We start from the raw sequence: 24,396 nt of genomic DNA on the forward strand, positions 1-24,396 counted from the left end.
GAAATGTTAAAGTGACATAAAAAAATAAAGGCTGTCGAAGGTTTTTCGACAGCCTCTATTTTAGTGAAATTATTTGAATGACTATGATGATGAAGAATAGTGCAGAATTTATGATTTCGTATATACCAATTTCCTTTGGAGATAGCTTTCTCCCGTGAAAAAGAATAGCTCTAACTAAACTTGGAAAATAGGCGAGGGCTACTAGCCAATAACCGAACACAAGCCAAACAACTGTTAAAAGCAAATGGTAGGTCCATGAAATCCATTTAAATTGACTATTCTTCTTTTCCCGAATCATTGATTTCACATAAAAGGTACAACCAACAAAAAATAGCACAGACGTTAAGAAGATGAATATTATCATTGTGGCGTTCACAACACCAAGGGATAAGTAACTACTTGCAAGTCCGGCAATTGAAAAAGCAAAGATAGCGCTAATATCATTCATAAAGGCACGGTCTTGATTTCGTGAAGTATAAAAAGCATTTATCATAAAAAACGGCAACATTAGAAGTCCAAAATAAAAAATACTTGGCCTTTGCAAAAGTGGAATAAGTAAAAGTAATAATGCCGGAATCATATAAATAAGAGTCCATTTTGTATAAAAAGGGATTTTATTCTTTTTAAATAACAGGAGCAGCGGATAAGTTGCAAGGTACAATAAAAGCCAGCCAACAAAAAATGGGATATGCTGCCAATGGTAGCCCCCGTTAGTAACACCTAGCCAAAAAGGGATGATTAGCATTGCCCATGCACCATGTTGTTTTGGTAAAAAAAACTTCATCTCTTTCACTCCTTTTTCCTGCTTTCCTCTACTATAAGATAGCTAATCGAAAAATAAAGTGAAGAGTATCACATGAGGAAAAAAAAAAGAAGGCCTCTGCCTTCTTTCAATACCTGCACCTTATATGAACAAACATCATAGCCCCTAAATTGTATTGTAGCGGGGATTATTCACCTTCGCTGTGATAAAAGTAACAAATTTGACAATTTTATTAAATTTTATCGTCTGTTTTATGAATAGTTTTTTCTAGGATTTGGAAAGCCCAGTTTATCGCTGATTCATCGGAAATATGAAAGGAAGGCACTTTCCATTTTGCTATTAGACCATCCTTCATATCCTCCTTCCAGTATACAACCGCAGTAATATTGTTAACTGTATTTAATAAATCAAAGTCATTTTTATCCCTTAACAACAACAGCTTCGGATAACTTTTTTGCTTATATCCCTCAATCAAAATTACATCTGGCTGAAAGAATTTCATTAGCTCTATCTGTTCTTCAAGACAATATTCGCGATCATCTGCTTGCAGGACCAACCTGCCGCCCCCCTCAACAATGGATGCAGCTGCGCCTGCTGATAGATGTTTTGTTGAATCCTTTTGATCCACCACATCCGGCTTGGCGCCATGTCCGTGGTGTTTGATTGTTACCGTTTTTAACCCATTTTTCTTTAAAACTTCAATAAGCTTGAAAGTAAGCGTCGTTTTTCCACTATTTTGATAACCCACTACTTGAAAAATTACTGGTTTTACCAAGGCCACTCACAGCCCACCTGGTCTTCAAGCAATAGGACCTCCACTTCACAGCCAGCTGTAAAACCTCTCGTTCCACCGGGTAGAATCATTAATGAATTAGCACCTGCAAGACTCATGATAATGTTCGACTTATCTAGACCACTCGGGGTCACCTTTAGTCTGCCATCAGCGATAAATGTTTCGCTGCGGACAAACCTTGTAAATGGATTAGCTTTAGGAAAGTCAACCACAAGCTGCGCTTTTTCCTTCCTTAAGTGTGGTTTTTTCGAAAATAACTGCCTTCGAATAATCGGCCGGGCAAACAATTCAAAGCCAACATAACAAGCAGACGGATTACCAGATAATCCAAATAATATTTTTCCATTGTACTGAGCAACTGTTGTCACACTTCCAGGGCGCATAGAGACCTTATTAAATAAAACCTCTGCTCCCAGTTTTTCGTAAATGGCAGGAAGATAATCAAAGTCCCCCACTGACACGCCGCCGGTTGTAATTAACAAGTCTACTTCATTTAAGGCATTTTTTACTGCTTCATAGCATGGATCGAATTCATCGGCCAGCTTCCCAAAATAGTGAACAATGCCTCCCGCTCTTTCGATTTGTGCAGCAATCATAAGGGAATTGCTGTTGCGAATCTTTCCTGGAACTAATTCTTCCTCCACTTCTAAAAGCTCTGTACCGGTTGCGAACAAACCAACTCGCGGCCTCTGTGCTACTGGAACATGCTGATAGCCAAATGTGGCCAACATTGCTTGAATACCAGGATTAATCAGCGATCCTTTTTTTACTAAAATTTCGCCTTCTTTAGCGTCTTCACCTATAAAGGAAACATTATCACCTTTTTTAAAACTGCGTTTAATCGACATATATGGGAGACCATTTTTTTCGTAGTCTTTTGCGACTTCAAACATGACGACTGCATCGGTTCCCACTGGCATCATCGCACCAGTCATAATTCGTACGGCTTGATTATGACCTACAACCTTTGCTGAAACCATTCCTGCACCGATATGGTCAATCACTTCAAATTCGACAGGATTGGTCTGAGATGCATCACTCGTGTCGCTTGATCTGACAGCAAAGCCATCATATGGCGCCCTGTTAAAGTGTGGTACGTCACTGGTGGCAATTAAATCTTCTGATAAAAAGCGACCGAAGCTTTCATTTATCGAAACATATTCGGTAACACCTTGTAATGGATATTCCATTATCCTTTTAACTGCTTCCCCAATTGGAATCGGTTTTCTTCTTTCTAACAACATAATCAGCTCCTGCCCTACATGGATAAGTTTTTTCATGATATGTAAATGACTAATCTTCATTATAAGCCTAAAGAAAACCTGCTAACATATCAAATGTCACAAAATAAATAATTTTACCCCATAAATTAAATATCATATCGAATGTGTGATTCAGGTCACCTAATTAATATTCATTTTCAATTATGCTTAAGTCAGAAATAACCTATCGTCTATATTTTAAGGAGGATTTTTATTATGACTTTCCCATTTACTGCGAATTCGTTAATTAAAGATATTGTAAACGAATTACCAAAAACAAGTGACGTATTCAAAAAGAATCGTATCGATTTCTGCTGCGGCGGTAACATTCCCTTATCCCTTGCTGTTGATCAAAACGGTCTTAACATGGACAGTTTATTAGCTGAATTAAAACTGGTTTTTGATAAATACGAAAACGCCGAAAAAGATGTAGAGGTATGGACTGATTCTGATTCAAATACAATTATTGATCATGTCATTTCAAATTACCATCGGGTATCTGAAGAAGAATTGTCCATGCTTAGTCCTTATGTTACGAAGGTTTCACGTGTCCATGGAGACAATCATCCAGAGCTTTTGAAAGTCTATGAGCTTTTTTATGAATTTAAAAAAGAATTGCAAGAGCATATGGCCAAAGAAGAAGCTGTCGTCTTCCCATTAATTAAGCAACTGGAAGATGGAAAAGTTGAAAACCGTGAAGAAGCAATAAATTTAATAATCGAGCTTGAAAAGGAACATGACCATGCTGGGGAGATATTAAGAAAAATTCGTGCTGTAACATCTGACTATACTCTTCCACTGGATGCTTGCGGAACGTATCGGTTAGTCTATGCCCGTTTGGAGGCATTAGAAGGGTTAACCTTTATGCATGTGCATCTCGAAAACAACATCTTATTTCCAAGATATCTTTCATAAAGATCATGCAAAACACTCTCTTCACCCGAAGAGAGTGTTTTTTCTACCCTAGAATATCCTGGCTTTAAATAAGCTGGCTTTCCTTTAGCCGCCAATATAAGACATTTCAATCTTTTTACGATTTTTATTTGTTTCTGCTGTTCTTTCATCTGAATATCTGTCATCACGACCATTCCAAATGGCGGTGATTCTGGACACAATTTCTTCGTCAGTGGCGCCGTTTCTCATAAAATTACGAATATCATGGCCATTTCCATTAAATAAACATGTGAAAATCTGACCATTCGCAGATAATCGGGAACGGGTGCAGCTTGAACAGAACGATTCAGAAACGGAAGTAATAAAGCCTACATTCACGTTTGTGTCTGAATACTGATAAAGCTTCGCTACTTCCCCATAGTAAGCCGGGTCAACTGGAATCAATTCAAAATGTTCTTTTAATAAATGATAAATCTGTTTTTTGGTAATAACATCATCCATTTTCCAGCCATTTGTCGAACCGACATCCATGAATTCAATATAGCGAAGCTCTAGGCCGTTATTTTTACAGTATTCTGCCATAGGAATAATTTCGGTATCATTTAGACCCTTTTTTACTACCATGTTGATTTTGACCCCGAGGCCTGCCTGTTTCGCTGCTTCAATTCCCTCTAATACTGGTCCAGTTGCAACCCCGCGTCCGTTAATTTTTCCGAACAATTCATCGTTTAAAGTATCAAGACTAACATTTACTCTTTTTAGGCCTGCCGCTTTTAAATCCTTGGCCAATTTCGGAAGCAGCACACCATTCGTTGTTAAGCCGATATCCCTTAAACCCTTAATCGAGGATAGCTTTTTAACAAGATACGGCATATCTTTCCGTAAAAGAGGTTCGCCGCCAGTTAAGCGGATTTTTTCCACACCTAAACGGACAAAGATTTTTGCCAGACGTTCAATTTCTTCATAAGTCAGTAAAGCACTTCTAGGAAGAAACTCAAAATCCTTTCCAAATTGATCTTCCGGCATACAATACTGACAACGAAAATTACATCGGTCAATCACCGAGATTCTTAAGTCACGTAAAGGTCTATTTAATTTATCTTTAATAATGGTTTTTTCCATTAATATCAACTCCATTATTTTAAAGAAACTTATTTTTTATAAGTGTAACAGGATTTTAAAAGAAACACTGTTACTTTATTCACTATCACAATACTTTTTAATCTTATTTTAATCTTAACAGATGTAGGTGAATGAATAAATGATTGTTTTGGAAGCCATACTTCTCTTTCCTTTTTGTTTATCCGTTTGATCATTTAAAACAGTATTAGATAAAATGCTCCTCAAATCCTGCTTAAGTTTTCACTGTATTGTCATTGTTTACTTAAATTTACTGACCAAACTTGAGATAAAATGAAACTAACAAATCCTATACCTAGAAGGAAAATATACTGATTTAAAAATAGTTTTTAGAGGTGAATCGGATGACAACCATAATGAAACCAACCCATTCTATTGAAATAAAAGAGTTGCTTAGATTTGCTGACCGGAAATTTAAAAGTGAAAGAGGAAGCTTTTTATTTCAAGAAGGCATGGTAGCTGAAGAGCTTTATATTATCCTTTCCGGTAAAATTCAAATTAGCAAAATCACCACGGACGGTCGTGAACTATCCTTAAGAATTTGTGGAGAAAACGATATTTGCGGTGAATTAACTCTTTTTACGGACAACCCGAGATATTTATTAAGTGCAACTGTTCTTGAAGAAGGAGATGTTGTTGCGATTAAAAAGGATGTAATCGAAAGTGAAATTTTCCAAAATAGTAAGCTTGCGTTTGAATTCATGAAATGGATGAGTGATCATTTTCGAAAAACACAAACAAAATTTCGTGATTTAGTCCTAAACGGAAAACGTGGAGCACTCTTCTCCACACTTATTCGAATGTCGAATAGCTATGGTATCCAAAAAGATAATGAAATTTTGATTGATCTGCCCTTAACCAATCAAGAACTAGCTAACTTCTGTGGCACCTCTCGTGAAAGTACAAATCGCATCCTTAGTGAGTTAAAGCGTGATAAGATTATTTCAATTAAAAAAGGAAGGATTTCCATTTTGAATTTGCAATACTTAAAGGACGAAATCGGTTGTGAAAATTGCTCAGCCGTATATTGCAATATTGAATAGGATGGAGCGAAGATTCCCCGCTCCATCTTTTTTATTAATCCTATTCCTAGGGCTGTCTCACTTTCCATGAGGCAGCCCTGTATTTATACTATCTTTCTTATTGTACTTGCTTGTCTCTCATAGCTTTTGGAATATAGACGCAGAATGGTTCGCTTTCTAGGTAATCACCTGTCATCGCATAGGCCCGTGACCTTGAACCGCCGCATACAAAGCGAAATTCACACACACCACATTTACCCTTAAATTCGTCCGGATTTCTTAGCGCTTTAAAGATTGGTGACTCTCGGTAAATTTCCGCTAAAGGTGTTTCTCGAACATTGCCGGCCTTAACTGGTAAAAGACCACTTGGATACACATCGCCAATATGAGAAATGAACACAAAGCCATTTCCATCATTTACACCTTTAGGTGCCCGACCTAGACCATCTATCGAGCCTGTTAACCCTTTTTCTGTGAGAGCACTTAAATAATTGATTTCATCTGTTTGGGCTTTTGCTTCCCGCATTTTTTGTTGAATAACAACACGACGGTAATGCATGGCTTCTGTAGTTTTAATATCGAAAGGTACTCGTTTACTTAGGTCATAGAGCCATCTAAGGACTTTTTCATGCTCAACTGGGGAAATCATATCGGAAATTTGTCCTCTTCCAGTCGGAACAAGGAAAAAGACACTCCAAAGTACACATTTTAAATCTTCAACCATTTTTGCCATTTCATCAAGATATTCATAATTGTATCTTGAAATAACAGTGTTGATCTGAATTGGAATTTCAAGCTCATGTAAATATTTAATCCGTTCCATTGTTAAATCAAAGGACCCTGCCGTCCCGCGAAAATGGTCATGTATTTCTGCTGTTGGACCGTCAATGCTGAACGCCCAGCGAGAAAGACCGACATCTTTTGCCTTTTTAATCGCTTCTTTTGTTACATTAGGGGTAGCACTAGGTGTCATTGATACCCGTACGCCCTTTTCTACTGCGTATTTGGCAATATCAAAAACATCTTCCCTCATAAGCGGGTCTCCGCCTGTAAATACCAGAATCGGATTATTCATATCATATATTTGATCGATTAGATTTTTACCTTCTTCAAAGGTTAATTCTCGTGGGTCCCTTGTATATTGCGCATCAGCACGGCAATGCAAACACTTTAATTGACAAGCACGTGTCAGCTCCCAAATTACAATAAATGGATCTTTATTAAAATCTCGGCTAAAAACCATATGAAACGCCTCCCAAAAACGGCTATTTCAAACTCAAACAGCCTTAATAACATATATTATAAAGTTGTTTATAGGTTAAAAAAGTGAACTATCTCACAACCCACAAATTATATATGTCCGTTTTGTGAAGTTCAGGAAAAATAAAAACAGCAGAAGCTCTGCTGTTTTTAAGAAATCGTTATTACTTCATATTTGGCTGCCAGGTCAATAAAATTTCCCATTCCGCTGATTTTCCCAACCGTCAATTTTTCACTAATCTCATAGTGGTCAGCACAAGTCTTACATGCTAAAATTTCTACACCTTTGTCTTCCAATTCTTTCAAATGAACAGAAACAAACGACTCACTTGTCAAAGTCAAGACCCCGCTGTTCATACAAAAAACAGCTGCAGGTAGTTCTTCCTTTTGTTTTAATATAGTAAAGAATGTTTCCAAGATATTTTCACCAAGTCCTTGGTCACCCCTACCGAGTTGGTTCGAGCTTACTAAAATCACTTTATTTTTCATAGATAATCCCCCATTTTAGCGAATTCCTAAGGCAATCTTCGCATAGCGTGACATCATTTCTTTATTCCATGGCGGATTCCAAACGATATTTACATCTGTATCCTTGACCTCAGGAATGTCTGCTAACGCTCTTTTTACTTGGTCCACAATCGTTCCAGCGAGCGGGCAGCCCATTGAAGTTAACGTCATCGACACTGTTACTTTCCCTTCATCATCCATTTCAACATTATAGACCAAACCTAAATTAACAATGTCAACGCCTAGTTCAGGATCGATAACTAGCTCCATGGCACCCATAATATTTTCTTTTAATTCTTCATTCATGTTTGTTCACTCCTAAAGTTTTTCTGAATTTATTATAGCAAAAGGTAGGTCTCAAACTATAAAAACCCGCTTGACTGGATTGAGACTTAATTCAAATTCGCGTAAAATAGATAATTGACCGTCCAATTGCACTTGTAGTGGATAGACTTAAGTATCGCTTTTCTTATTAATTACCACGATTTTCATTTACACAATCCGCTTATTGCAATAAAAAGTATATAGTTTTTTATGAAACATGGTGTGAATTTTTTTACACATTAGATATAAAATTGTTAACATAGTAAATATAGAAATAAAAGTTCGATGCTATATGAAAATTCCCTTATTTGTAGTGTACCATGTAGATAAACATTTTTCTAAAGCAATGCAATTATTCATGAAAAATTTTAAATAAGAAGGGATCACCCACATGACTGAAAGACACTTAATCGCCTTAGATCTTGATGGAACATTATTAAAGGATGATAAAACAATTTCCTCAAAAACAAAAGAAATCATACAAAAAGCAAAAGCAGATGGTCATATCGTTATGATTGCCACAGGAAGACCTTATCGTTCCAGTGAAATGTATTATCGAGAGCTGGAATTGGACACGCCTATTGTCAATTTTAATGGAGCTTTTATGCACCATCCACGAAACCCTAACTGGGGATACTATCATGAGCCTCTTGATGTAAAGGTAGCAAAAGATATTGTGGAGGCCTGCAGAAGCTTTCAGTTCCATAATATTATTGCTGAAGTGATTGACGATGTTTATATTCATTATCACGATGAAAAGCTTTTAGATATTTTTAGCTTTGGCAATCCAAAAATAACGACTGGGGATTTACTAAATTTCTTACATGACTCACCCACAAGTATGCTAATCCATACAGAGGAAGACCAGCTTCAAAAAATCCGTGATCATTTATCTGTCGTGCATGCGGAAGTGATTGAACAACGCAGCTGGGCAGCTCCGTGGCATGTAATCGAAATCATTAAGGTAGGTTTAAACAAAGCAGTGGGTCTGAAAAAGGCTGCTGATTATTTTGGAATTCCAACTGAAAGAATTGTGGCATTTGGTGATGAAGATAATGATTTGGAAATGCTTGAATATGCTGGTCATGGGATTGCAATGGGAAATGCGATTGATCTGGTGAAAAATATCGCCAATGATGTTACCTTAAGCAACGAAGAAGATGGCGTCGGTGAATATTTGGCAGAATTGTTAAATATAAAGTTATAGTCCCAGTAAGCCAAGGTTTTCCTAAATGAACATACCCCCTTTGGTGCATACTAATTTTTGAAGCAGCGTTGCTGTTTCAATACGAGCTTGAGCATATTGGAGGGATTCGAATGGGTAAATCAAACAAATCAAAACGCTTTGTCCAGCAAGGAAAGGATACCGTTAACAAGCATGCTGAACGTATTCCTTATCACATGACCTATGCTGAAGCGGAAGCTCAGAAAATGGCAAATGTGCACGAATCCTCGCTTGGAGGAATTTAACATGGGAAACCAATTGTTCCAGGAAGCACGAAGATTTGTTGAGATGGCGAAATCCGCAAACCCAGCTGAGGTTGATTCTGCTGTTGAAAAGGCAAAGAATGCACTTAGTTCTGCTTACGCCAACACGACAGTGACAGAGCAAGCCCAGCTCCGACAAATGCAACAAGAGCTTGATCAGATTCAATAGATTTAAGAAAATTGGAGGTGCCTAATGAGGCACTTCCAATTTTCTTATCGAATCCGGTAAACTTTTTCAGAGTAAGAAGATTGAGCTTATTTTCCTTAATCCCTTCGAAAAAAACCGTAAACCCCTGTTGTCTGTATTATATTTGTGAAAGCATTTGGATCTACTTCTTTAATAATTCTTTCTAAATCATAGAGCTCATATCGGGTGATTACAATCATCAGCATATCCCGTGTTTCATTGGTGAATGCTCCTTTTGCGGGAATCATTGTGATCCCTCTAACAAGGGAAGCATGAATTGCTTTTTTTAGTTCATCCGCTTTTTTCGTAATAATTAACGCCGTAAGTTTCGCATGCCTAGTATGGATGGCGTCAATTACTCTAGTCGAAGTGTATAAGACAACAAGTGTATAAAGAGCTTTTTCCCAGCCATAGAGGACACCTGCTGTCATAATAATGATACCATTTAAGACAAACATATACGGACCAACCGGTTTGTCCTTCATTCTTGATAAAACCATGGCAATGATATCGACCCCTCCTGTCGAAGCACCCCATTTTAACGTAATCCCTACACCGACTGCTAAAATAACTCCGCCGAATACGGCATTTAATAAAATATCATGTGATAATTGTTTAATCGGAATCATTGATAAGAATATAGATGTCAGGACGACACTTAAGAAACTATAAATCGTAAAGGATTTCCCAACTTTTCTCCACCCAAGAAAAGCTACTGGAATATTAAGTACGAGTAATAAAAAGCCCATCGATACATGAATTGCTGTATTATCACTTAAGATCTTTGAAACTAATTGAGCAATCCCTGTAAAACCGCTAGAATAAACATTCGCGGGAATTAGAAATAAATTCATCGCCAGCGCATTTAATAAGGCACCCGTGACCACAATAATCAATTTTTTCGTTTGAAGCCAAAGCAATGGTATATCCCCCTTTATCTTGAAAATATCCGATTAGATAATTGTATTTTTAGGGTGAAACCGATAAACTGAAACTATTATAAGAACTGAAAGCAGGTGAGCTTCATGCAGGTAAAAATACTCGCTGACAGCGCATGCGATTTACCAAAAAGTTTCTACGAAGAAAATAATGTAACTTTAATTCCCTTAAAGGTCCATATTAACGGCGAAGAATATGAAGATGTTAAGACAATTGACCCAAAAACCGTATATGATGCCATCCGTAATGGAATTATTCCAAAAACTTCCCAAGCATCTCCACTTGCGTTTGAGGAAGTCTTTAACGAAATGGCTGAAAAAGAGGAAGATGGGATTTATATTGCATTTTCTTCAGAATTATCAGGAACATATTCAACCGCTGTTATGATTCTTGACCAAGTAAAGGAAAAATATCCAAATTTCAATTTAACGATTGTCGATACGAAATGTGCCTCACTTGGACATGGGCTAGTTGTCATGGAGGCAGCAAGGCTTGCTGCTGAAAATGTCTCAAAAGAAGACATTCTTAAGGATGTCCGTTTTAGAAGCCAGCATATGGAGCATCTTTTTACAGTAGAGGACTTAGATTATTTGGCTAAAGGTGGTCGGGTCTCAAAAGCATCTGCCTTTCTCGGCGGATTATTGAATATCAAACCAATATTAAATGTGGAAGATGGGAAGCTTGTTCCAATCGAAAAAATACGAGGTAAGAAGAAATTACTGCGCCGTATTATCGAACTCATGAAAGAACGCGGCAAAGATATGCAAAATCAAGTAATTGGGATTAGCCATGCCGATAATGAAGAATTGGCATTAGAAATGAAAGCAATGATTGAAGATGGATTTCATCCGCATGAGGTCTATATTTCATCGATTGGTTCAGCTGTGGGGTCCCATACAGGTGCCGGGACCATCTCGATTTTCTTTTTAAATCAACTGCCCTAACAAAATTACATTTTAAAAAAAGTGAGGTTTGAATTCCCTCACTTTTTTTGTTATTTATGGTCTGTTTTTTTAGAATATAGATTTTTCCCTGCCTGACGATTTTTTTCACGCATCATATTCTTTTCATGTCGAAGGGCATTATTATCTTTTGCTTTTTTATCATTATCAGAAGTGTGCGGCATTACCTTACCCCTTTCAAATTGCTTTCGTTTATTAGTGTCTGTCAATTCGAAAAAGAGTATGTAACAAATGCATCAATCTTTTTTCACATAAGTCCAGCTGCCTTCTTGATATGCTCTGCCGTCCTTCATCAGTTTTCCAAGGGCCCGCTTAAACGCACCTTTACTTAAGCCAAACCGTTCTTGAATATCTTCAGGCATACTTTTATCGCTGAATGGCATGGCTCCATTTCTGCTAAGTAAATATTCAAAAATCCGTTCTGCATCTTGGTCTTGTGATTCCTCTTTCCTTGCAAGTAAAGAAATGTTTACAGTTCCATCTTCCTTTACATCAATTATCCGACCCTCAATCTTTTCACCTAATCGGGGCTCCGTTGGCCTTTGTGACTCATGAATGAACCCTTTAAATCCTTCAATCGTATAAATCCAGCTCCCTACCTTTGCTGTCCGGTAAATATGTCCCTGTACATTTTTGTTGAACTGTTCTCTTGTTGCTTTGACGGAAATGGATTCTATTATTGGGTCAGTTGCAAGCTTCGCATAAAGCAAATAATTGCGGCTCAGCTTTAATGTGATATAGACTAAATCTCCTGCTTTTGGCCAGACAGATTTATGTGTTGGCAAATCATCAATCCCTAACAAAATATCCTTTGGAAGTCCAATATTTAAGAAGACGCCAATTTTCGGATTTGAATCTGTTACCTTAACCCATCCATAGCGGCCAACCGCAATTTCCGGGATGGTAGTGGAAGCCGAAGTTCGTCCTTCCGAATCAACATAAAGAAAAACCTCTACTTGATCCCCTTCTTCCAATTCTTGATTAGCTTGATTTATATGCAGCAAAACATCTTCATTTCCGTCCGTTAAAAAATAGCCGAAAGCCGCTTTACGGGCAACGGATAATGTTGTTGTTTGGCCAACAAGTTCATTTAAAGACATTTTAACTCCCCTTTCTTTTCATGGAGATTTCCCTGAATCTTGTTATAACCGCTATATTTTACTATAATGTAGCCATAAAGGGAAACTTTAGCAGGTAATGTTTCTACCTATTGGTGATAAAATGGAGGTTTTGTTATGTCTAAAGATAGCTCATTTGATATTGTATCCAAAGTGGATTTTTCTGAGGTTACAAATGCTATTACACAAACAATGAAAGAAATTGGAACGCGCTACGATTTTAAAGGTAGTAAAAGTGAAGTCTCTCTTGATAAAGAAGAGCTTGTCCTTATTTCAGATGATGAATATAAAATGGACCAGCTTAAGGATGTATTATTTAGTAAAATGATAAAACGAGGCATTCCGGTTAGAAATCTTGATTACGGGAAAATCGAAAAAGCTTCCGGCGGTACTGTTCGCCAAAAAGCCAAACTAGTCCAAGGTATTGATAAAGAAAATGCCAAAAAGATTAATACCATCATTAAAAACAGCGGTGTAAAGGTTAAAAGTCAGGTACAGGACGATCAAGTACGCGTTAGCGGTAAAAACCGCGATGATTTACAAAAAATTATTTCCTTGGTCCGAGAAGCCGACTTAACTGTAGATGTTCAATTTCTCAATTACCGTTGAAAATGAAAATTAAGGCGATAGGGAGTAAATAACTCCTTATCGCCTTTTATTATTGTCTTCATAATTTGGCTCATATTTCAAACACTAACAATTGAAACTATTCATGGAGGTATTAGTGAATGAGCAATACTACAAATCAAAAAAAAATAACCTTTCCACCTCAACACCAGAACAATCAACCTGGGATTGAAGGTGAAATGAATCCCCGCCCAATTTCTGTTGAGCCAAATTATAAACCTGGAGGAAAACTATCAGGCAAAACCGCGATTATTACCGGAGGCGACAGTGGAATTGGCAAATCTGTGGCTATATATTTCGCCAAAGAAGGCGCAGATGTTGCGATTGTGTACTTAGAAGAACATCAAGATGCCGAAGAAACAAAGCAGCTAATTGAAGCGGAGGGACGAAGATGCCTCGTTTATTCCGGCAACATTGGCGATGAAGATTTTTGTAAACTGATTGTAAATAAAACAATTGATGAATTTGGTAAGCTTGATATTCTAGTGAACAATGCAGCGGAGCAGCATCCCCAGCAAAGCCTGCTGAATATAACATCTGCCCAGCTCGAAAACACATTCAGGACCAATATTTTTTCCATTTTTTATATGACGAAAATGGCACTTCCCTATTTGAAGCAGGGTGCATCGATTATTAATACAGCTTCGATAACTGCCTACGAAGGTAACGAACAATTATTGGATTACTCTGCATCAAAAGGGGCAATAGTATCCTTTACCCGTTCATTAGCAAAATCCCTGGCGCCAAAGGGAATTCGCGTTAATGGGGTAGCACCAGGACCAATCTGGACGCCACTTATCCCATCCACGTTTACCGCAGATAAAGTTGCAACTTTCGGGTCAAATACGACGATGGGCAGAGCTGGACAGCCTTATGAGCTAGCACCCAGCTATGTTTTCCTTGCGTCCGAGGACTCCTCCTACGTCAGTGGCCAAATGATTCACGTCAATGGTGGGACAATTGTTAATGGATAAAAATAACGAAATCGGCGGGTTCCTCCGCCGATTTGTATTATTCTATTTTTTTATTTTTTCTTCTTTTGAGAAGTAAGAAAAGAAAGATAAACACCAAGATGTTCACAAAGATTAACGAGCCGATAAGGGTGTAGTTCATTCCACTTTTCTCCGTTAGAACATAAATTTCTGAAATATCCCGGTCGAGAATGAGGATGTACTGATTATCCCGGCTGCGGACAATATCCCCGCCAAGTAAGCCCCGAAGCTCTTTGTCTCCAGCTAATTGCTCAGCTGTTAAGATTACCTTCTGAGATTTACTCGTATTATTTATCGCAATAACCGATGTTTCACCTTTATAGACTCGTTTATAAACAACCATCCCTTGTTTGTCATAGAGCATTTCCATCGTTCCTCTTGTTAATGATGGAAGTTGATTTCTTAACTCACCTATCTTAGTAATATAATCAATTAGCTCTTTCTCTGTTCTGAAATTCATTTGTCGACGGTTGTCGGGAATTTCTCCCCCATTTAAGGCGATTTCAGTCCCATAATAAAAAATAGGAATTCCAGGGGTGGTATAAAGATAAGTTAACGCCGTTTTCCAGCGTGAGCCTGGAAATTGTCTCTCTTTCACAATGTCATGCGTAAATCTTACTGTATATTCATCATCCATGAAATTAGGCCTTAAAAAAGACGACTGACTGTCTCCAGTATTAGAATAAAGTGTGCTGAAAGATTGATCCGTTGTTGCCAGCGTTTTTCTTAATTGGTCATTGTAAGAGGAATCAAACAGGCTGTCTATTCCTGATAGTTGATATTCCTTCAAGGAGGTGGAAGTATTTTTTGACATAATACCGATTAAGAAAAAGTCTTTCTTCTCTTTCTTAACCTCTTTTGAAAAATCCTTCCAAAAGCCTACTGGGACATTATTAATCTCTGGCAAACTATACCCATCAATATCCGTTTTCTTAATCCACCATTTGGCCGCATCAATTAAGTATTTTTTCACTTCAGGGTTGTCCTGATTAAGGTCAGGCAAACCGTCGACCCAGCCATTTTCTACCTCCGCTTGATTATTCCAATCGTTGATTTCCTGTTTTTCATGAAACCAGTCCCGCTTGCTGGTATCACTTACCCAAGGATGACTCACTGCCACGTTATTAGTGACAAAATCGATCATTACTTTCATCTTCCGCTTATGTGCTTCTTTTACCAACTCTTGGAACGTCTTCATTGTGCCAAAATGCTCATCAATTTTATAAAAATCTTTCACCCAATAGCCATGATAGCCATTCTTGGCATTATCAAAGATAGGGGTTAGGCGAATCGCGGTGAATCCCATATCCTGTATGTAATCCAATTTATCAATAATTCCTTGTAAGTCCCCACCGTTAAATACATTCGGATCTTTTGCATTAACATCCGCATCATTTTTTGTATTTCCATTGTTGAAGCGGTCAATCATGATAGAATAAACGGATTCATCCTGCCATAACCTATTTTCTTTTTGTACCTTTGCCTGTACAGGAACCGAAGAAAATATAAAAACCGTTATTAAAATGAGTATCATTTTTTTCATATAGATATCCAACCCTCCTCATAAAAGGGAAGAGGATTCCCTCTTCCCTACACTTATTTTAATCGAATCAAGTTTTAATTCCAACTTAATCAGCTTGACTGGAAACACATCCATAATTTTTTTATTATCAAAATCTTAATTCACAATATTAATTTGGTAATCTTTAAACCATGTGTGAAGCTGCACAAGATAGGCCAATAATTGCGGTCCTGTCATTAATTGGCCAAACCATGGCTCTTTGAAGGAATCTCCTCCAGTCTCGACAAGCTTTTCTAGCTGCTGCTTATCAAAGAATTCGTGTAAGGCTGAGGTTTTATCTTGTAAAATGGTACTCAACCATTTTTGGATCGTCAACGTGTATTCCGGGTTATGTGTTTTAGGATATGGACTTTTCTTCCTGTAAAGAACCTCCTCCGGGAGGACTCCCTCAAATGCTTTACGGAGAATTCCTTTTTCCCTGCCTCGATACATTTTCATCTCCCAGGGGATATTCCATACGTATTCAACAAGGCGGTGATCTGCAAATGGTACTCTTACCTCAAGACCTGCTCCCATACTCATTCGATCTTTTCGATCAAGCAGGGTGGTCATAAACCAAATCATATTAATGTAGAATAATTCTCTGCGTCTTGATTCTTCTAAACTTTCTCCTTCTAATCTAGGAGTTTCAGCGACAGCCTGGCGATACTGTTCCAGACAATATTCACCCAACATTAATCTATTCTGCCAATGGGGCTTCAGCAATTTTTGCCGTTGGGAAACAGAACGCATCCATGGAAACCCCTGCCCCTCCAAGTCTTGCTGTCGATGGAACCACGGATAGCCGCCGAAAATTTCATCAGCACATTCTCCTGACAGGCTGACAACAAAATCCTTTTTTATCTCCTTACAAAACCATAGCAGCGAGGAATCGACATCCGCCATGCCTGGAAGGTCTCTAACATGAGTAGCTTCCAATAAATCATTGACTAATTGTTGTTGCGATATGGTCTTGTTATCGTGCTTGGTATCAAACCTATCTGTTATCATTTGAATAAATTTTCCGTCGGAGTCCGGTTGAAATTCATTAGCAGTAAAATAGTGATCATTACCTTCATAATCAATCGAATACGTATGAAGCCGCCCTTTATTTTGCTCAGCAAAACCGTTAGCAGCAATGGCAGTGATGATACTTGAATCAAGTCCGCCTGATAAGAATGTGCATAAAGGTACATCTGAAACAAGCTGTCTTTTAACGGCATCGGTAACCAAAAAACGGACTTTTTCAGCCGTTTCCTCGATACTTTCTTTATGTTCCTCACTTATTACATTCCAATAACGCCAAATCTTCAGACCATTTTTTGAAAAGGTTAGGGCATGAGCTGGTCTCAGTTCTTTCATTCCTTTAAAGACTCCTGAACCTGGTGACCGCGATGGTCCTGCTCCAAATATCTCTGCAAGCCCCTCTTGATTGATCTCGGTTCTTATTTCTGGGTGGGCAAGGATTGCCTTCATTTCTGAGGCAAATACAATTCCTTGATTATGTTCTGTAAAAAATAACGGCTTTACCCCAAGACGATCTCGTCCAATAAAGAGTTGATCTCGTTTACTATCCCAAATCGCAAACGCAAATATCCCATTTAAATAATTTACACATTCTTCCGCCCATTCTATATAGGCTGTTAACAGTACTTCTGTATCAGAATGACTCTTAAAGGAATATCCTTTAGTAAGGAGAATTTTGCGGATATCTTCCGTGTTATATAATTCTCCATTGTAGCAAACGGTGTATTGAAAACCCTTTTTTTGTTTGGACATTGGCTGCCTTCCTCCGGTTGGGTCGACAACAATTAATCGCTTATGTCCAAAACCTACATGTGTATCTGTCCAGATGTTTGTTTCATCAGGGCCTCTCTTTTCTAACGTCTGGACCATTTTCTCAATTGTATCCGTTTCTTTTCGCATTATTTTCTTATAATCAATCCATCCAGATATACCACACATGTATTGTTCTCCTTTCGTAACCACTTCTAGACATTTATTACATGGTCTATAGTATTCAGCCCATATTAATTGGTTAATTGTCCATAAATTGAAATGTTGTAATACTTTGAACTACGCGTTTTTAGGTTACGGAGTTTTATTCGGATACTTTTACAAAAATCAGGTTATAAAATCACAGGAAGATGTCTAAAAAGGAAAATGTAAGCATCAGGCCACGGAGGTTAACGATGAATCGACAACAACGAATGAGACTATATGATATTCAAAAGAGAGCCTATACCGAAGGAAATGTTGAACAAATTAATAATCAATGGATATTTTTCGATGAGGAGACGGAAGAGGCTGCTATGTTAGAGGATTATTTGCAGCAGGAAATTGAAATCTTTCGAATGAATCGTTGGAAAAAAGGGGTATTATGTGAATCTGGGAAAATCCGTATCGGGACCGATGCGATTATGCTGCGCGACCATGATATCGTGAGGATTAGAAAGCATTTAATTTACTCTCTCGAAAGATTGTTAGATGGAATAAATGACGATGCCTTTTTCCAATTTGTGACCACCTTGAACTCGTTAAACTTCTCCATTTTCGATTGCATTTATTGTTATAACCATTTATCATTCTTAGCAGATCAACAACGAAAAGATGGAGTTAACTTTATGGTGTTCGACAATCAGGAGCAAATTTGCAATGTACAGCACCATTTTTTCTATTTCGAAAAGGTCAATGACCGGTTCGAATTCACTCTAAATACTGGTAAACGATTAATTATTGAAAAAATGATTTCATAACGAATAAAGGTGTGGGCAACCACACCTTTTTCTGCTTTATTTTAAATAGAATGGCTTATACTTTAAAAATAGACATCGGCAATTTATCAAAACCTAAATATAATACTAGAAGCCAGGCCACAATAAATTGGATCCAAAAAACAGTGTTTTTTTTATTTTTAGCAACCCTGCTAAGAATCATTTCAAATAATCCAATTACCCAAAGTCCTGCAACCGCTTTTAAAATATACCAAACATCAATCTTGTAAACCATCGAGAGAAGTCCCACACCTGTTGCGATAATAACTAGATAAAGGACTCTTAAAATCATTTGAACAATTTTAAAGCCTTTTTCTTTCTCGCTTTTATGTAAGAAAAGCGCTACAATAAATAAAATTAGAGCTATTGCCCATGCTGTAACGTGTCCATGAATCATTTATTTTCCTCCTAATGGATATTTTTTCGACTTTATCATACCATAGGCAATTAAAAAACACGAAGAAATGAACCAGATATGGTAATTAACGTGATAATGTTACTTTTTAAATACTTTAGGTTCTTTAATTTACTGCGCTATCCTCCATTTTATTAACCAAGGTTCCAATGCTTTCTATAGAAATCTCTATTTGGTCACCTTGCTGTAAAAATCTAGGTGGTTTAAAACCTTTTCCAACACCTGCAGGAGTACCAGTTGAAATTATATCTCCCGGTTCTAGTGTCATTCCCGCAGATAAAACGGAAATAATCTCTTCGATAGAAAAAATAAAGTTCTTTGTATTGGAGCTTTGCCTTACTTCTCCATTAACCTTCGTTTCGATATTTAAATTATTAGGATCTTCCACAGCGCTTTTATGTATAATCCACGGTCCCATCGGGCAAGTGGTATCTAAACTTTTTCCAATAAAAAATTGCCTATGCCGTGATTGTAGATCCCGTGCTGTTACATCATTTATAATGGTATATCCGAAGACATAATTGAGGGCTTCCTCTTTTTTAATTGCTCTGCCCTTTTTACCGATAATAACGGCTAGTTCCCCTTCATAATCAAGTTGATTCGTCACAGTCTGATGGTTTAAGATTGTTTCATTAGGCCCAATAACCGAGGTTGGGGCTTTAGTAAAAACCATAACATGCTCAGGGATATCCTCTGCACTCCCCATTTCAATCGCGTGATCAGCGTAATTTTTTCCAACACAAAAGACATTCTTACTCGGCCTTGGAATAGGAGCAAGTAAAGTTAGCTCTTCCATCGGAACATAAAATGAATTAGACTTTTCCCCACTTTGTACCCAATCAAGAAGTACTTTGACTTGTTTGGTAAAGCTATCACCTAAAGCAATACATTCTAGCATAGAAGAAGGGAAGTTTTTTTGACCTGTCATCACTTCTTCAACAAGATTTAATAATAGTACTTTTGATTCATCCGAGGCTACAATTCCGACAAACGGTTCATTATTATGTTGGACTGTTACAAATTTCATTCTAAATCACTCCTAATGTAATTAACCACTATTATAGAATAAAGGAAACAGAACAATCTAACAATTAAATTCATACAATTACCCCTAGCACACAAATGCAAAGGGGTTAACCATTCTTAAAGGTTTCAATAAATTGAATAACCGCTGGACCTAACAGAACAATGAATAGACTTAGAAAGAAACTTTCCCATTAATGCGAGATAAACACTGATGCAGGAATATGAATACCAGAGGCCTCCAGACGCTCATAAAACTTTGGCCTAACACCGGTTGGTACAAGGCGGCCAATTATTTTCCCTTCTGAATTAAGTCCCTCTTGTTTAAAAGTAAAGATGTCTTGAAGTACGATTACATCTTCTTCCATTCCTTGTACTTCGGTAATGCTGACAATTTTCCTTGACCCATCCTTTAGGCGAGACTGATGAATAATCACATCGATTGCACCAGTTATTTGTTTCCGGATTGCTTTGACAGGTAAATCTACACCAGCTAACATAACCATGGTTTCAAGCCGAGAAATCATATCTCCTGGGCTTTTGGAGTGACCGGTTGCAAGCAAGCCATCGTGTCCTGTATTCATAGCTTGAAGCATATCGAGTGCCTCTTCCCCACGGACTTCTCCTATTATGACCCGGTCTGGTCTCATTCTTAGTGAAGTTCTAACAAGTTCTCTAATCGAGATGGCACCTTTTCCTTCAATATTTGGCAGACAGGACTCTAATGAAACAACATGCTCCTGTCCCAACTGAATTTCAGCCGCATCCTCAATCGTCACAATTCTTTCATCTTCTGGGATTAAATTAGATAGTACATTGAGCGTGGTTGTTTTCCCGGATCCTGTACCCCCGCTTACAAACATATTTAATCTTGCCTTCACGCATGCATCGAGGAAAATGGCCATTTCCTCTGTCATTGTTCCTAAATTGATTATATCCTTAATCAGAAGTGGGGCCTTTGAAAATTTCCTAATCGTTATCGTCGGACCATTTAGGGCAAGTGGTGGAATAATCGCATTTACCCGAGAACCATCTGGAAGCCTGGCATCCACCATCGGTGAACCTTCATCTATTCTTCTTCCAAGTGGCGAGACGATCTTTTTAATGACACTTATGACGTGTTCATTATCACGAAATCGGATTGGAGTTAACAGTAACTTTCCTTTTCGTTCACAATAAACTTGGTCTGGACCGTTTACCATGACCTCGGAAACATCCTCATCTAAAAGAAGCGGATTAATCGGTCCAAAACCAGGTAAATCGGTAATGAGTTCATCAACTACTTTTTTCCGATCCATTTGTCCGCGGAATTCTTTATTCTCTTTAATCATTTCAATTGCCAACCCATCAAGTTTGGGAACGATTTCGCCAATATCTTTTTTCTTAAGCTCGTGAAGAATTTTTTTATGAAGATTATTTTTTAGCTCTTGGTTTATGTCAACCTTTCGTTCCTTTACCTGTTCTTTCATTTTTTCTTTTGGTCGCTGCTCTCGAAACAACGTCACAAAATCGAGCATCGGTGAGGGAGTTGGACTTTCAAGAGAAGAATCAGTTTTTTGTGACCCCCCATTGATTTGATTATTTTTTTCTTGAATTTGCACTAGAAGACTCATTCATTCAACCCACCTTATCATCATTTTTTTGAAAACCACTTTCCAAGAGGAGAAAGAATTTTCTTCGTTCGGGGAGTAATTACCTCTGACTTGCTAGAATGGAACTCGGCGATTTTAAATACACCTTTTGCTACCTCTATTTTCATTCTTTAAGATTAGTTATGACACAAATAATTAAAAGTAGGATTAGTAAATAATTATTCCATACTCTGTGCCAACCCTTTCCCAAAAGGTTCCTTGTCTTCTTAAAAAAAAAAAAGCCTCATGTTTGCACTAAACGCAAGGCTATAAGGGAGGTTTTTAAACTAATCATTCTTTACTCTGCAACTTTGGATAATGTAAATACATGAAGGAGGAATGGATCGATTGACAGGGTCGGATTAACAAGCCGTGTCCTGCTAGTAAACTTTTTGAGTTGCCCAGTTGTTTGCTGGTTCCGTTTGAAAGATTCACGACTTTCATTATTTTCACCTCCATACAAATGAAATAACCCCGCCTTTACCGAAAGGGGGGTTAATAGACAAAGCACATCAATGAAAACATAGGCGTAGTCCCATGCAAACATAGAATATCTAATATGAAACACCCTAATCTTTCGGTAACTGGCTGGCATAGTGCAAATGCACCTTAGCCCCTGTAGCTTTGCGTCACTGATTTTCATCAGTTTTGCCTTTATCGAGAATCAGTGTTTATTTTCCTAACTGATCTCATACTCCCATCATAGTATCTTTCGAATTTATCGAATATCCTACTTTTTTATCATTTTTGTCAAAAAACATAGGTAATTATACCTATTTTCATTCTTTATCCTTACAATACGAAAATTATTCGTATTTTAAAATCTTTAACCTCCCTCTTCACTTTATTTGGGCGAATGATTCACATTGCATTCGCCCATACATAAGATGTAAAAAGATTATGATAAAAAGGGTGTTGAATATGCCAGCAATAGTTGGGGTTGCACAAGTCATTACACTTGGTAACAGCTCTATTTTCCACATTGGGGATGTCTATAAAATTATGCCATTCTCTAATGCAAAAACCTTCTCCGGTGCTGGTTCCTTTAATACTGGTGAGAGTTTAAACGTCCAAAACAGTGTAAGTTCTACCAATACAAATGATCAGGATGTTCTTGATCAAGGAAATTTCCTTAATATGTGATAAATGGGTGGTCAAACATGAATTTTTATATCCAGCAGTCCATTCAAATTAAATGCATCAAAATTGGTGGGATTACCAACGCCTCTGTCCTGCAAATTGGCAATGCCGGGATTATAAAGCCTCAAGCAAATTTATATAATACCGGAGGATTTACCCAACCTGCGCCAACCGCACATAAACCATTCGGAGGGGTGTCACCCACTGGCCTACTAGAAGCACCTGCAGTTCCATTACAAGCACCGGTCAGAAGACTGGAAAAGGAATTCATCTAATGTTAACAACCTTCAATAATAAACTACAAGTTACCGGAAGAGAAGGAGACCATTTAGTGAGGTGATAAAATGTATCAAGATGTTTACCAATACCTTCAAGGGATGCAGATGTATATTCAAGCACAAGAAAAAAGAATTGTCTCCTTAGAGACAACGGTTCAAAAAATGAAAGAAGAGATTCAGCAATTGAACGAAAAGAAGCTTATCCATGTAGATAAAATTGAATATAAATTTGATCAATTGAAGGTTGAGACTCTTGAAGGCACTTTAAACATTGGCTTAAATCCTTCCGATTTGTCCGAAATTGAGGATTTTGCAGTGCAGAATCAAACACTACCTGCTCCTTTTTCTCCAAAAGCTCAAATGCAAAGATCGATGAAAATTGAAGAAGCCATTTATCGATATTTAGAAACAGATTTACCACAAATCATTGTGGAAACCCAAAAGAAGTTTAACATGGAACCAAGTGACTCCTATTTAGCTTTCATTAAGGAAGATATTATCAAACAGCTACCGAATCGGATTGAATTTCATCTAAAGGCTTCCAAAGCCCAATATCGCTCCACTGAGGATGGATCGGACGTAGACATCCAAATCATTAATGTATTAAAACAGGAAATTCAAAATGGTGTATTTATCTTTTTAAATCAATTACCTGAAAATGTGAAAGGAATGAAACCAGAATGAACTTTGAAGTCTATAATCGGGATCTTTGTGTAGGAAATATAAGAATCATTGGCGTAGCAAGCTCCTCTATCGTGATGGTTGGTGATACGGAAACAATCCAACTAGCAACTACCTTTGATACACCTGCAGAATCGTTAATAATCGGACCATTTGTTCCCTTAGCACCGGAAAGGACTTGAGTATGTTTCAGCGAACTTCCAAGGTAGACAAAATAAACGTAAATATTATATCCTTTGCCTCCTTATTACAACTAGGAGATTCATGCATCATTAACGGACTTTCCCGTGCCCTGGCTGTTCAAAGGGAAGCAGAAATTGATTTTGGGAATGAAGGGAGTTTTGCTGACTATCGTGTGTTTTCCGAGCCCATCCCCTTTCAGCCAATTTATGAAGCATTTTCTTTCATACCCCACAATCCTATGCCATTAATAAAGGTGCAAAATATTGATATCATTGGGATATCCTCATCGTCTATTCTACACGTTGGAAATAGTAAGCATATTTCAATGGAGGCGAGGGTGAAGCACATACGCCAGTTGCTGCCAGAAGGACACGAACAAGATATGTGATAAAAGCATATCTTATTTTATAGGATTATTGAAAAGGATGTCTG

The 24,396-nt window shown here is 37.7% G+C and carries 30 protein-coding genes and 1 riboswitch; of the genes, 14 read left to right on the forward strand and 16 right to left on the reverse strand.

What is annotated here, in order from left to right:
- Positions 1–55 precede the first annotated feature (55 nt).
- The 3 genes from RTR43_RS22495 to RTR43_RS22505 form a co-directional block, all read right to left on the reverse strand.
- On the reverse strand, positions 56–784 hold the full coding sequence (locus RTR43_RS22495) for a YwiC-like family protein (RefSeq protein ID WP_312475497.1): 729 nt from the start codon (positions 782–784) through the stop codon (positions 56–58).
- Between the two features lie 211 nt (positions 785–995).
- Positions 996–1,544: a molybdopterin-guanine dinucleotide biosynthesis protein B gene (gene mobB, locus RTR43_RS22500; RefSeq protein ID WP_312475499.1), complete on the reverse strand. Its 549-nt coding sequence runs from the start codon at positions 1,542–1,544 to the stop codon at positions 996–998.
- Positions 1,532–2,797 (reverse strand): molybdopterin molybdotransferase MoeA, encoded by a 1,266-nt coding sequence (locus RTR43_RS22505; RefSeq protein ID WP_312475573.1) that lies wholly within the window; start codon positions 2,795–2,797, stop codon positions 1,532–1,534. The genes mobB and RTR43_RS22505 overlap by 13 nt, the downstream gene beginning before the upstream one ends.
- 237 nt (positions 2,798–3,034) lie before the next feature.
- On the opposite strand from RTR43_RS22505, the gene ric reads away from it, so the two are divergent.
- Positions 3,035–3,733 (forward strand): iron-sulfur cluster repair di-iron protein, encoded by a 699-nt coding sequence (ric, locus tag RTR43_RS22510; protein ID WP_312475501.1) that lies wholly within the window; start codon positions 3,035–3,037, stop codon positions 3,731–3,733.
- An 84-nt stretch (positions 3,734–3,817) separates the two neighbouring features.
- On the opposite strand, the gene moaA is transcribed toward ric, so the two are convergent.
- Positions 3,818–4,834: a GTP 3',8-cyclase MoaA gene (gene moaA, locus RTR43_RS22515; RefSeq protein ID WP_312475504.1), complete on the reverse strand. Its 1,017-nt coding sequence runs from the start codon at positions 4,832–4,834 to the stop codon at positions 3,818–3,820.
- A gap of 362 nt (positions 4,835–5,196) precedes the next feature.
- On the opposite strand from moaA, the gene RTR43_RS22520 reads away from it, so the two are divergent.
- Entirely contained in the window at positions 5,197–5,895 is a 699-nt protein-coding gene (locus RTR43_RS22520; protein WP_312475507.1) for a Crp/Fnr family transcriptional regulator, read from the forward strand.
- A gap of 97 nt (positions 5,896–5,992) precedes the next feature.
- On the opposite strand, the gene RTR43_RS22525 is transcribed toward RTR43_RS22520, so the two are convergent.
- The 3 genes from RTR43_RS22525 to RTR43_RS22535 all read right to left on the reverse strand — a co-directional run bounded on the left by RTR43_RS22525 (position 5,993) and on the right by RTR43_RS22535 (position 7,947).
- Positions 5,993–7,117: a TIGR04053 family radical SAM/SPASM domain-containing protein gene (locus RTR43_RS22525; protein ID WP_312475510.1), complete on the reverse strand. Its 1,125-nt coding sequence runs from the start codon at positions 7,115–7,117 to the stop codon at positions 5,993–5,995.
- A 167-nt stretch (positions 7,118–7,284) separates the two neighbouring features.
- Positions 7,285–7,623 carry a DsrE family protein gene (locus tag RTR43_RS22530; protein ID WP_312475513.1) on the reverse strand — a complete coding sequence of 113 codons (339 nt, stop codon included), beginning with the start codon at positions 7,621–7,623 and terminating at the stop codon, positions 7,285–7,287.
- Positions 7,624–7,638: 15 nt separating this feature from the next.
- Positions 7,639–7,947 carry a metal-sulfur cluster assembly factor gene (locus RTR43_RS22535; RefSeq protein ID WP_312475515.1) on the reverse strand — a complete coding sequence of 103 codons (309 nt, stop codon included), beginning with the start codon at positions 7,945–7,947 and terminating at the stop codon, positions 7,639–7,641.
- Positions 7,948–8,356: 409 nt separating this feature from the next.
- Between RTR43_RS22535 and RTR43_RS22540 the strand changes: the two genes are divergently transcribed.
- From RTR43_RS22540 to RTR43_RS22550, 3 genes are all read left to right on the forward strand, one after another.
- The gene (locus RTR43_RS22540) at positions 8,357–9,172 is read left to right on the forward strand and encodes a Cof-type HAD-IIB family hydrolase (protein ID WP_312475517.1); all 816 of its coding nucleotides are present in this window, start codon (positions 8,357–8,359) and stop codon (positions 9,170–9,172) included.
- A 110-nt stretch (positions 9,173–9,282) separates the two neighbouring features.
- On the forward strand, positions 9,283–9,435 hold the full coding sequence (locus tag RTR43_RS22545) for a hypothetical protein (RefSeq protein ID WP_169802772.1): 153 nt from the start codon (positions 9,283–9,285) through the stop codon (positions 9,433–9,435).
- A 1-nt stretch (position 9,436) separates the two neighbouring features.
- The gene (locus tag RTR43_RS22550; protein WP_248733853.1) at positions 9,437–9,622 is read left to right on the forward strand and encodes a DUF3813 domain-containing protein; all 186 of its coding nucleotides are present in this window, start codon (positions 9,437–9,439) and stop codon (positions 9,620–9,622) included.
- A 95-nt stretch (positions 9,623–9,717) separates the two neighbouring features.
- Here RTR43_RS22550 and RTR43_RS22555 read toward each other — a convergent pair whose 3' ends face one another.
- Positions 9,718–10,560 (reverse strand): YitT family protein, encoded by an 843-nt coding sequence (locus RTR43_RS22555; RefSeq protein ID WP_312475524.1) that lies wholly within the window; start codon positions 10,558–10,560, stop codon positions 9,718–9,720.
- Positions 10,561–10,665: 105 nt separating this feature from the next.
- Here RTR43_RS22555 and RTR43_RS22560 point away from each other — a divergent pair, with 105 nt between their 5' ends.
- The gene (locus tag RTR43_RS22560) at positions 10,666–11,523 is read left to right on the forward strand and encodes a DegV family protein (protein WP_312475527.1); all 858 of its coding nucleotides are present in this window, start codon (positions 10,666–10,668) and stop codon (positions 11,521–11,523) included.
- 50 nt (positions 11,524–11,573) lie between these two features.
- Here RTR43_RS22560 and RTR43_RS22565 read toward each other — a convergent pair whose 3' ends face one another.
- Together RTR43_RS22565 and RTR43_RS22570 are read right to left on the reverse strand one after the other, a co-directional pair.
- Positions 11,574–11,705, reverse strand: a complete 132-nt coding sequence (locus tag RTR43_RS22565) for a DUF3941 domain-containing protein (protein ID WP_312475529.1) — start codon at positions 11,703–11,705, stop codon at positions 11,574–11,576.
- Positions 11,706–11,777: 72 nt separating this feature from the next.
- Complete coding sequence (locus RTR43_RS22570) at positions 11,778–12,641, reverse strand: CvfB family protein (RefSeq protein WP_312475532.1); 864 nt, start codon at positions 12,639–12,641, stop codon at positions 11,778–11,780.
- A gap of 135 nt (positions 12,642–12,776) precedes the next feature.
- Here RTR43_RS22570 and RTR43_RS22575 point away from each other — a divergent pair, with 135 nt between their 5' ends.
- On the forward strand, positions 12,777–13,268 hold the full coding sequence (locus RTR43_RS22575; protein ID WP_248733858.1) for a YajQ family cyclic di-GMP-binding protein: 492 nt from the start codon (positions 12,777–12,779) through the stop codon (positions 13,266–13,268).
- 119 nt (positions 13,269–13,387) lie between these two features.
- Positions 13,388–14,260, forward strand: coding sequence for an SDR family oxidoreductase (locus tag RTR43_RS22580; RefSeq protein ID WP_312475536.1), 873 nt, complete (start codon positions 13,388–13,390; stop codon positions 14,258–14,260).
- 37 nt (positions 14,261–14,297) lie between these two features.
- On the opposite strand, the gene RTR43_RS22585 is transcribed toward RTR43_RS22580, so the two are convergent.
- Both RTR43_RS22585 and asnB read right to left on the reverse strand, forming a co-directional pair.
- Positions 14,298–15,821, reverse strand: a complete 1,524-nt coding sequence (locus RTR43_RS22585) for an alpha-amylase family glycosyl hydrolase (protein WP_312475539.1) — start codon at positions 15,819–15,821, stop codon at positions 14,298–14,300.
- Positions 15,822–15,956: 135 nt separating this feature from the next.
- Complete coding sequence (gene asnB / locus RTR43_RS22590) at positions 15,957–17,804, reverse strand: asparagine synthase (glutamine-hydrolyzing) (RefSeq protein WP_312475542.1); 1,848 nt, start codon at positions 17,802–17,804, stop codon at positions 15,957–15,959.
- Between the two features lie 227 nt (positions 17,805–18,031).
- On the opposite strand from asnB, the gene RTR43_RS22595 reads away from it, so the two are divergent.
- The gene (locus tag RTR43_RS22595; protein ID WP_312475544.1) at positions 18,032–18,595 is read left to right on the forward strand and encodes a DUF2777 domain-containing protein; all 564 of its coding nucleotides are present in this window, start codon (positions 18,032–18,034) and stop codon (positions 18,593–18,595) included.
- A gap of 55 nt (positions 18,596–18,650) precedes the next feature.
- On the opposite strand, the gene RTR43_RS22600 is transcribed toward RTR43_RS22595, so the two are convergent.
- From RTR43_RS22600 to RTR43_RS22615, 4 genes are all read right to left on the reverse strand, one after another.
- Positions 18,651–19,010: a YisL family protein gene (locus RTR43_RS22600; protein WP_312475546.1), complete on the reverse strand. Its 360-nt coding sequence runs from the start codon at positions 19,008–19,010 to the stop codon at positions 18,651–18,653.
- Between the two features lie 124 nt (positions 19,011–19,134).
- On the reverse strand, positions 19,135–20,055 hold the full coding sequence (locus RTR43_RS22605; RefSeq protein WP_312475549.1) for a fumarylacetoacetate hydrolase family protein: 921 nt from the start codon (positions 20,053–20,055) through the stop codon (positions 19,135–19,137).
- Positions 20,056–20,245: 190 nt separating this feature from the next.
- On the reverse strand, positions 20,246–21,664 hold the full coding sequence (locus tag RTR43_RS22610; protein WP_312475551.1) for a TadA family conjugal transfer-associated ATPase: 1,419 nt from the start codon (positions 21,662–21,664) through the stop codon (positions 20,246–20,248).
- 309 nt (positions 21,665–21,973) lie between these two features.
- Positions 21,974–22,126 (reverse strand): hypothetical protein, encoded by a 153-nt coding sequence (locus RTR43_RS22615; RefSeq protein ID WP_312475554.1) that lies wholly within the window; start codon positions 22,124–22,126, stop codon positions 21,974–21,976.
- Between the two features lie 132 nt (positions 22,127–22,258).
- Positions 22,259–22,345: riboswitch (cyclic di-GMP riboswitch) on the reverse strand.
- 258 nt (positions 22,346–22,603) lie between these two features.
- Between RTR43_RS22615 and RTR43_RS22620 the strand changes: the two genes are divergently transcribed.
- The 5 genes from RTR43_RS22620 to RTR43_RS22640 all read left to right on the forward strand — a co-directional run bounded on the left by RTR43_RS22620 (position 22,604) and on the right by RTR43_RS22640 (position 24,352).
- The gene (locus RTR43_RS22620) at positions 22,604–22,825 is read left to right on the forward strand and encodes a spore germination protein (protein ID WP_248733867.1); all 222 of its coding nucleotides are present in this window, start codon (positions 22,604–22,606) and stop codon (positions 22,823–22,825) included.
- A 17-nt stretch (positions 22,826–22,842) separates the two neighbouring features.
- Positions 22,843–23,097 carry a spore germination protein GerPB gene (locus RTR43_RS22625; protein ID WP_312475558.1) on the forward strand — a complete coding sequence of 85 codons (255 nt, stop codon included), beginning with the start codon at positions 22,843–22,845 and terminating at the stop codon, positions 23,095–23,097.
- 69 nt (positions 23,098–23,166) lie between these two features.
- Positions 23,167–23,784 carry a spore germination protein GerPC gene (gene gerPC, locus RTR43_RS22630; RefSeq protein WP_312475560.1) on the forward strand — a complete coding sequence of 206 codons (618 nt, stop codon included), beginning with the start codon at positions 23,167–23,169 and terminating at the stop codon, positions 23,782–23,784.
- A complete protein-coding gene (locus tag RTR43_RS22635; RefSeq protein ID WP_312475562.1) occupies positions 23,781–23,963 on the forward strand; it encodes a spore gernimation protein GerPD in 183 nt (60 codons plus the stop codon). The genes gerPC and RTR43_RS22635 overlap by 4 nt, the downstream gene beginning before the upstream one ends.
- Before the next feature lie 2 nt (positions 23,964–23,965).
- A complete protein-coding gene (locus RTR43_RS22640; protein WP_312475565.1) occupies positions 23,966–24,352 on the forward strand; it encodes a spore germination protein GerPE in 387 nt (128 codons plus the stop codon).
- Positions 24,353–24,396: the final 44 nt, after the last annotated feature.

It is taken from the genome of Neobacillus sp. (assembly GCF_031988165.1).
Lineage (GTDB): Bacteria > Bacillota > Bacilli > Bacillales > Cytobacillaceae > Neobacillus > Neobacillus rhizosphaerae.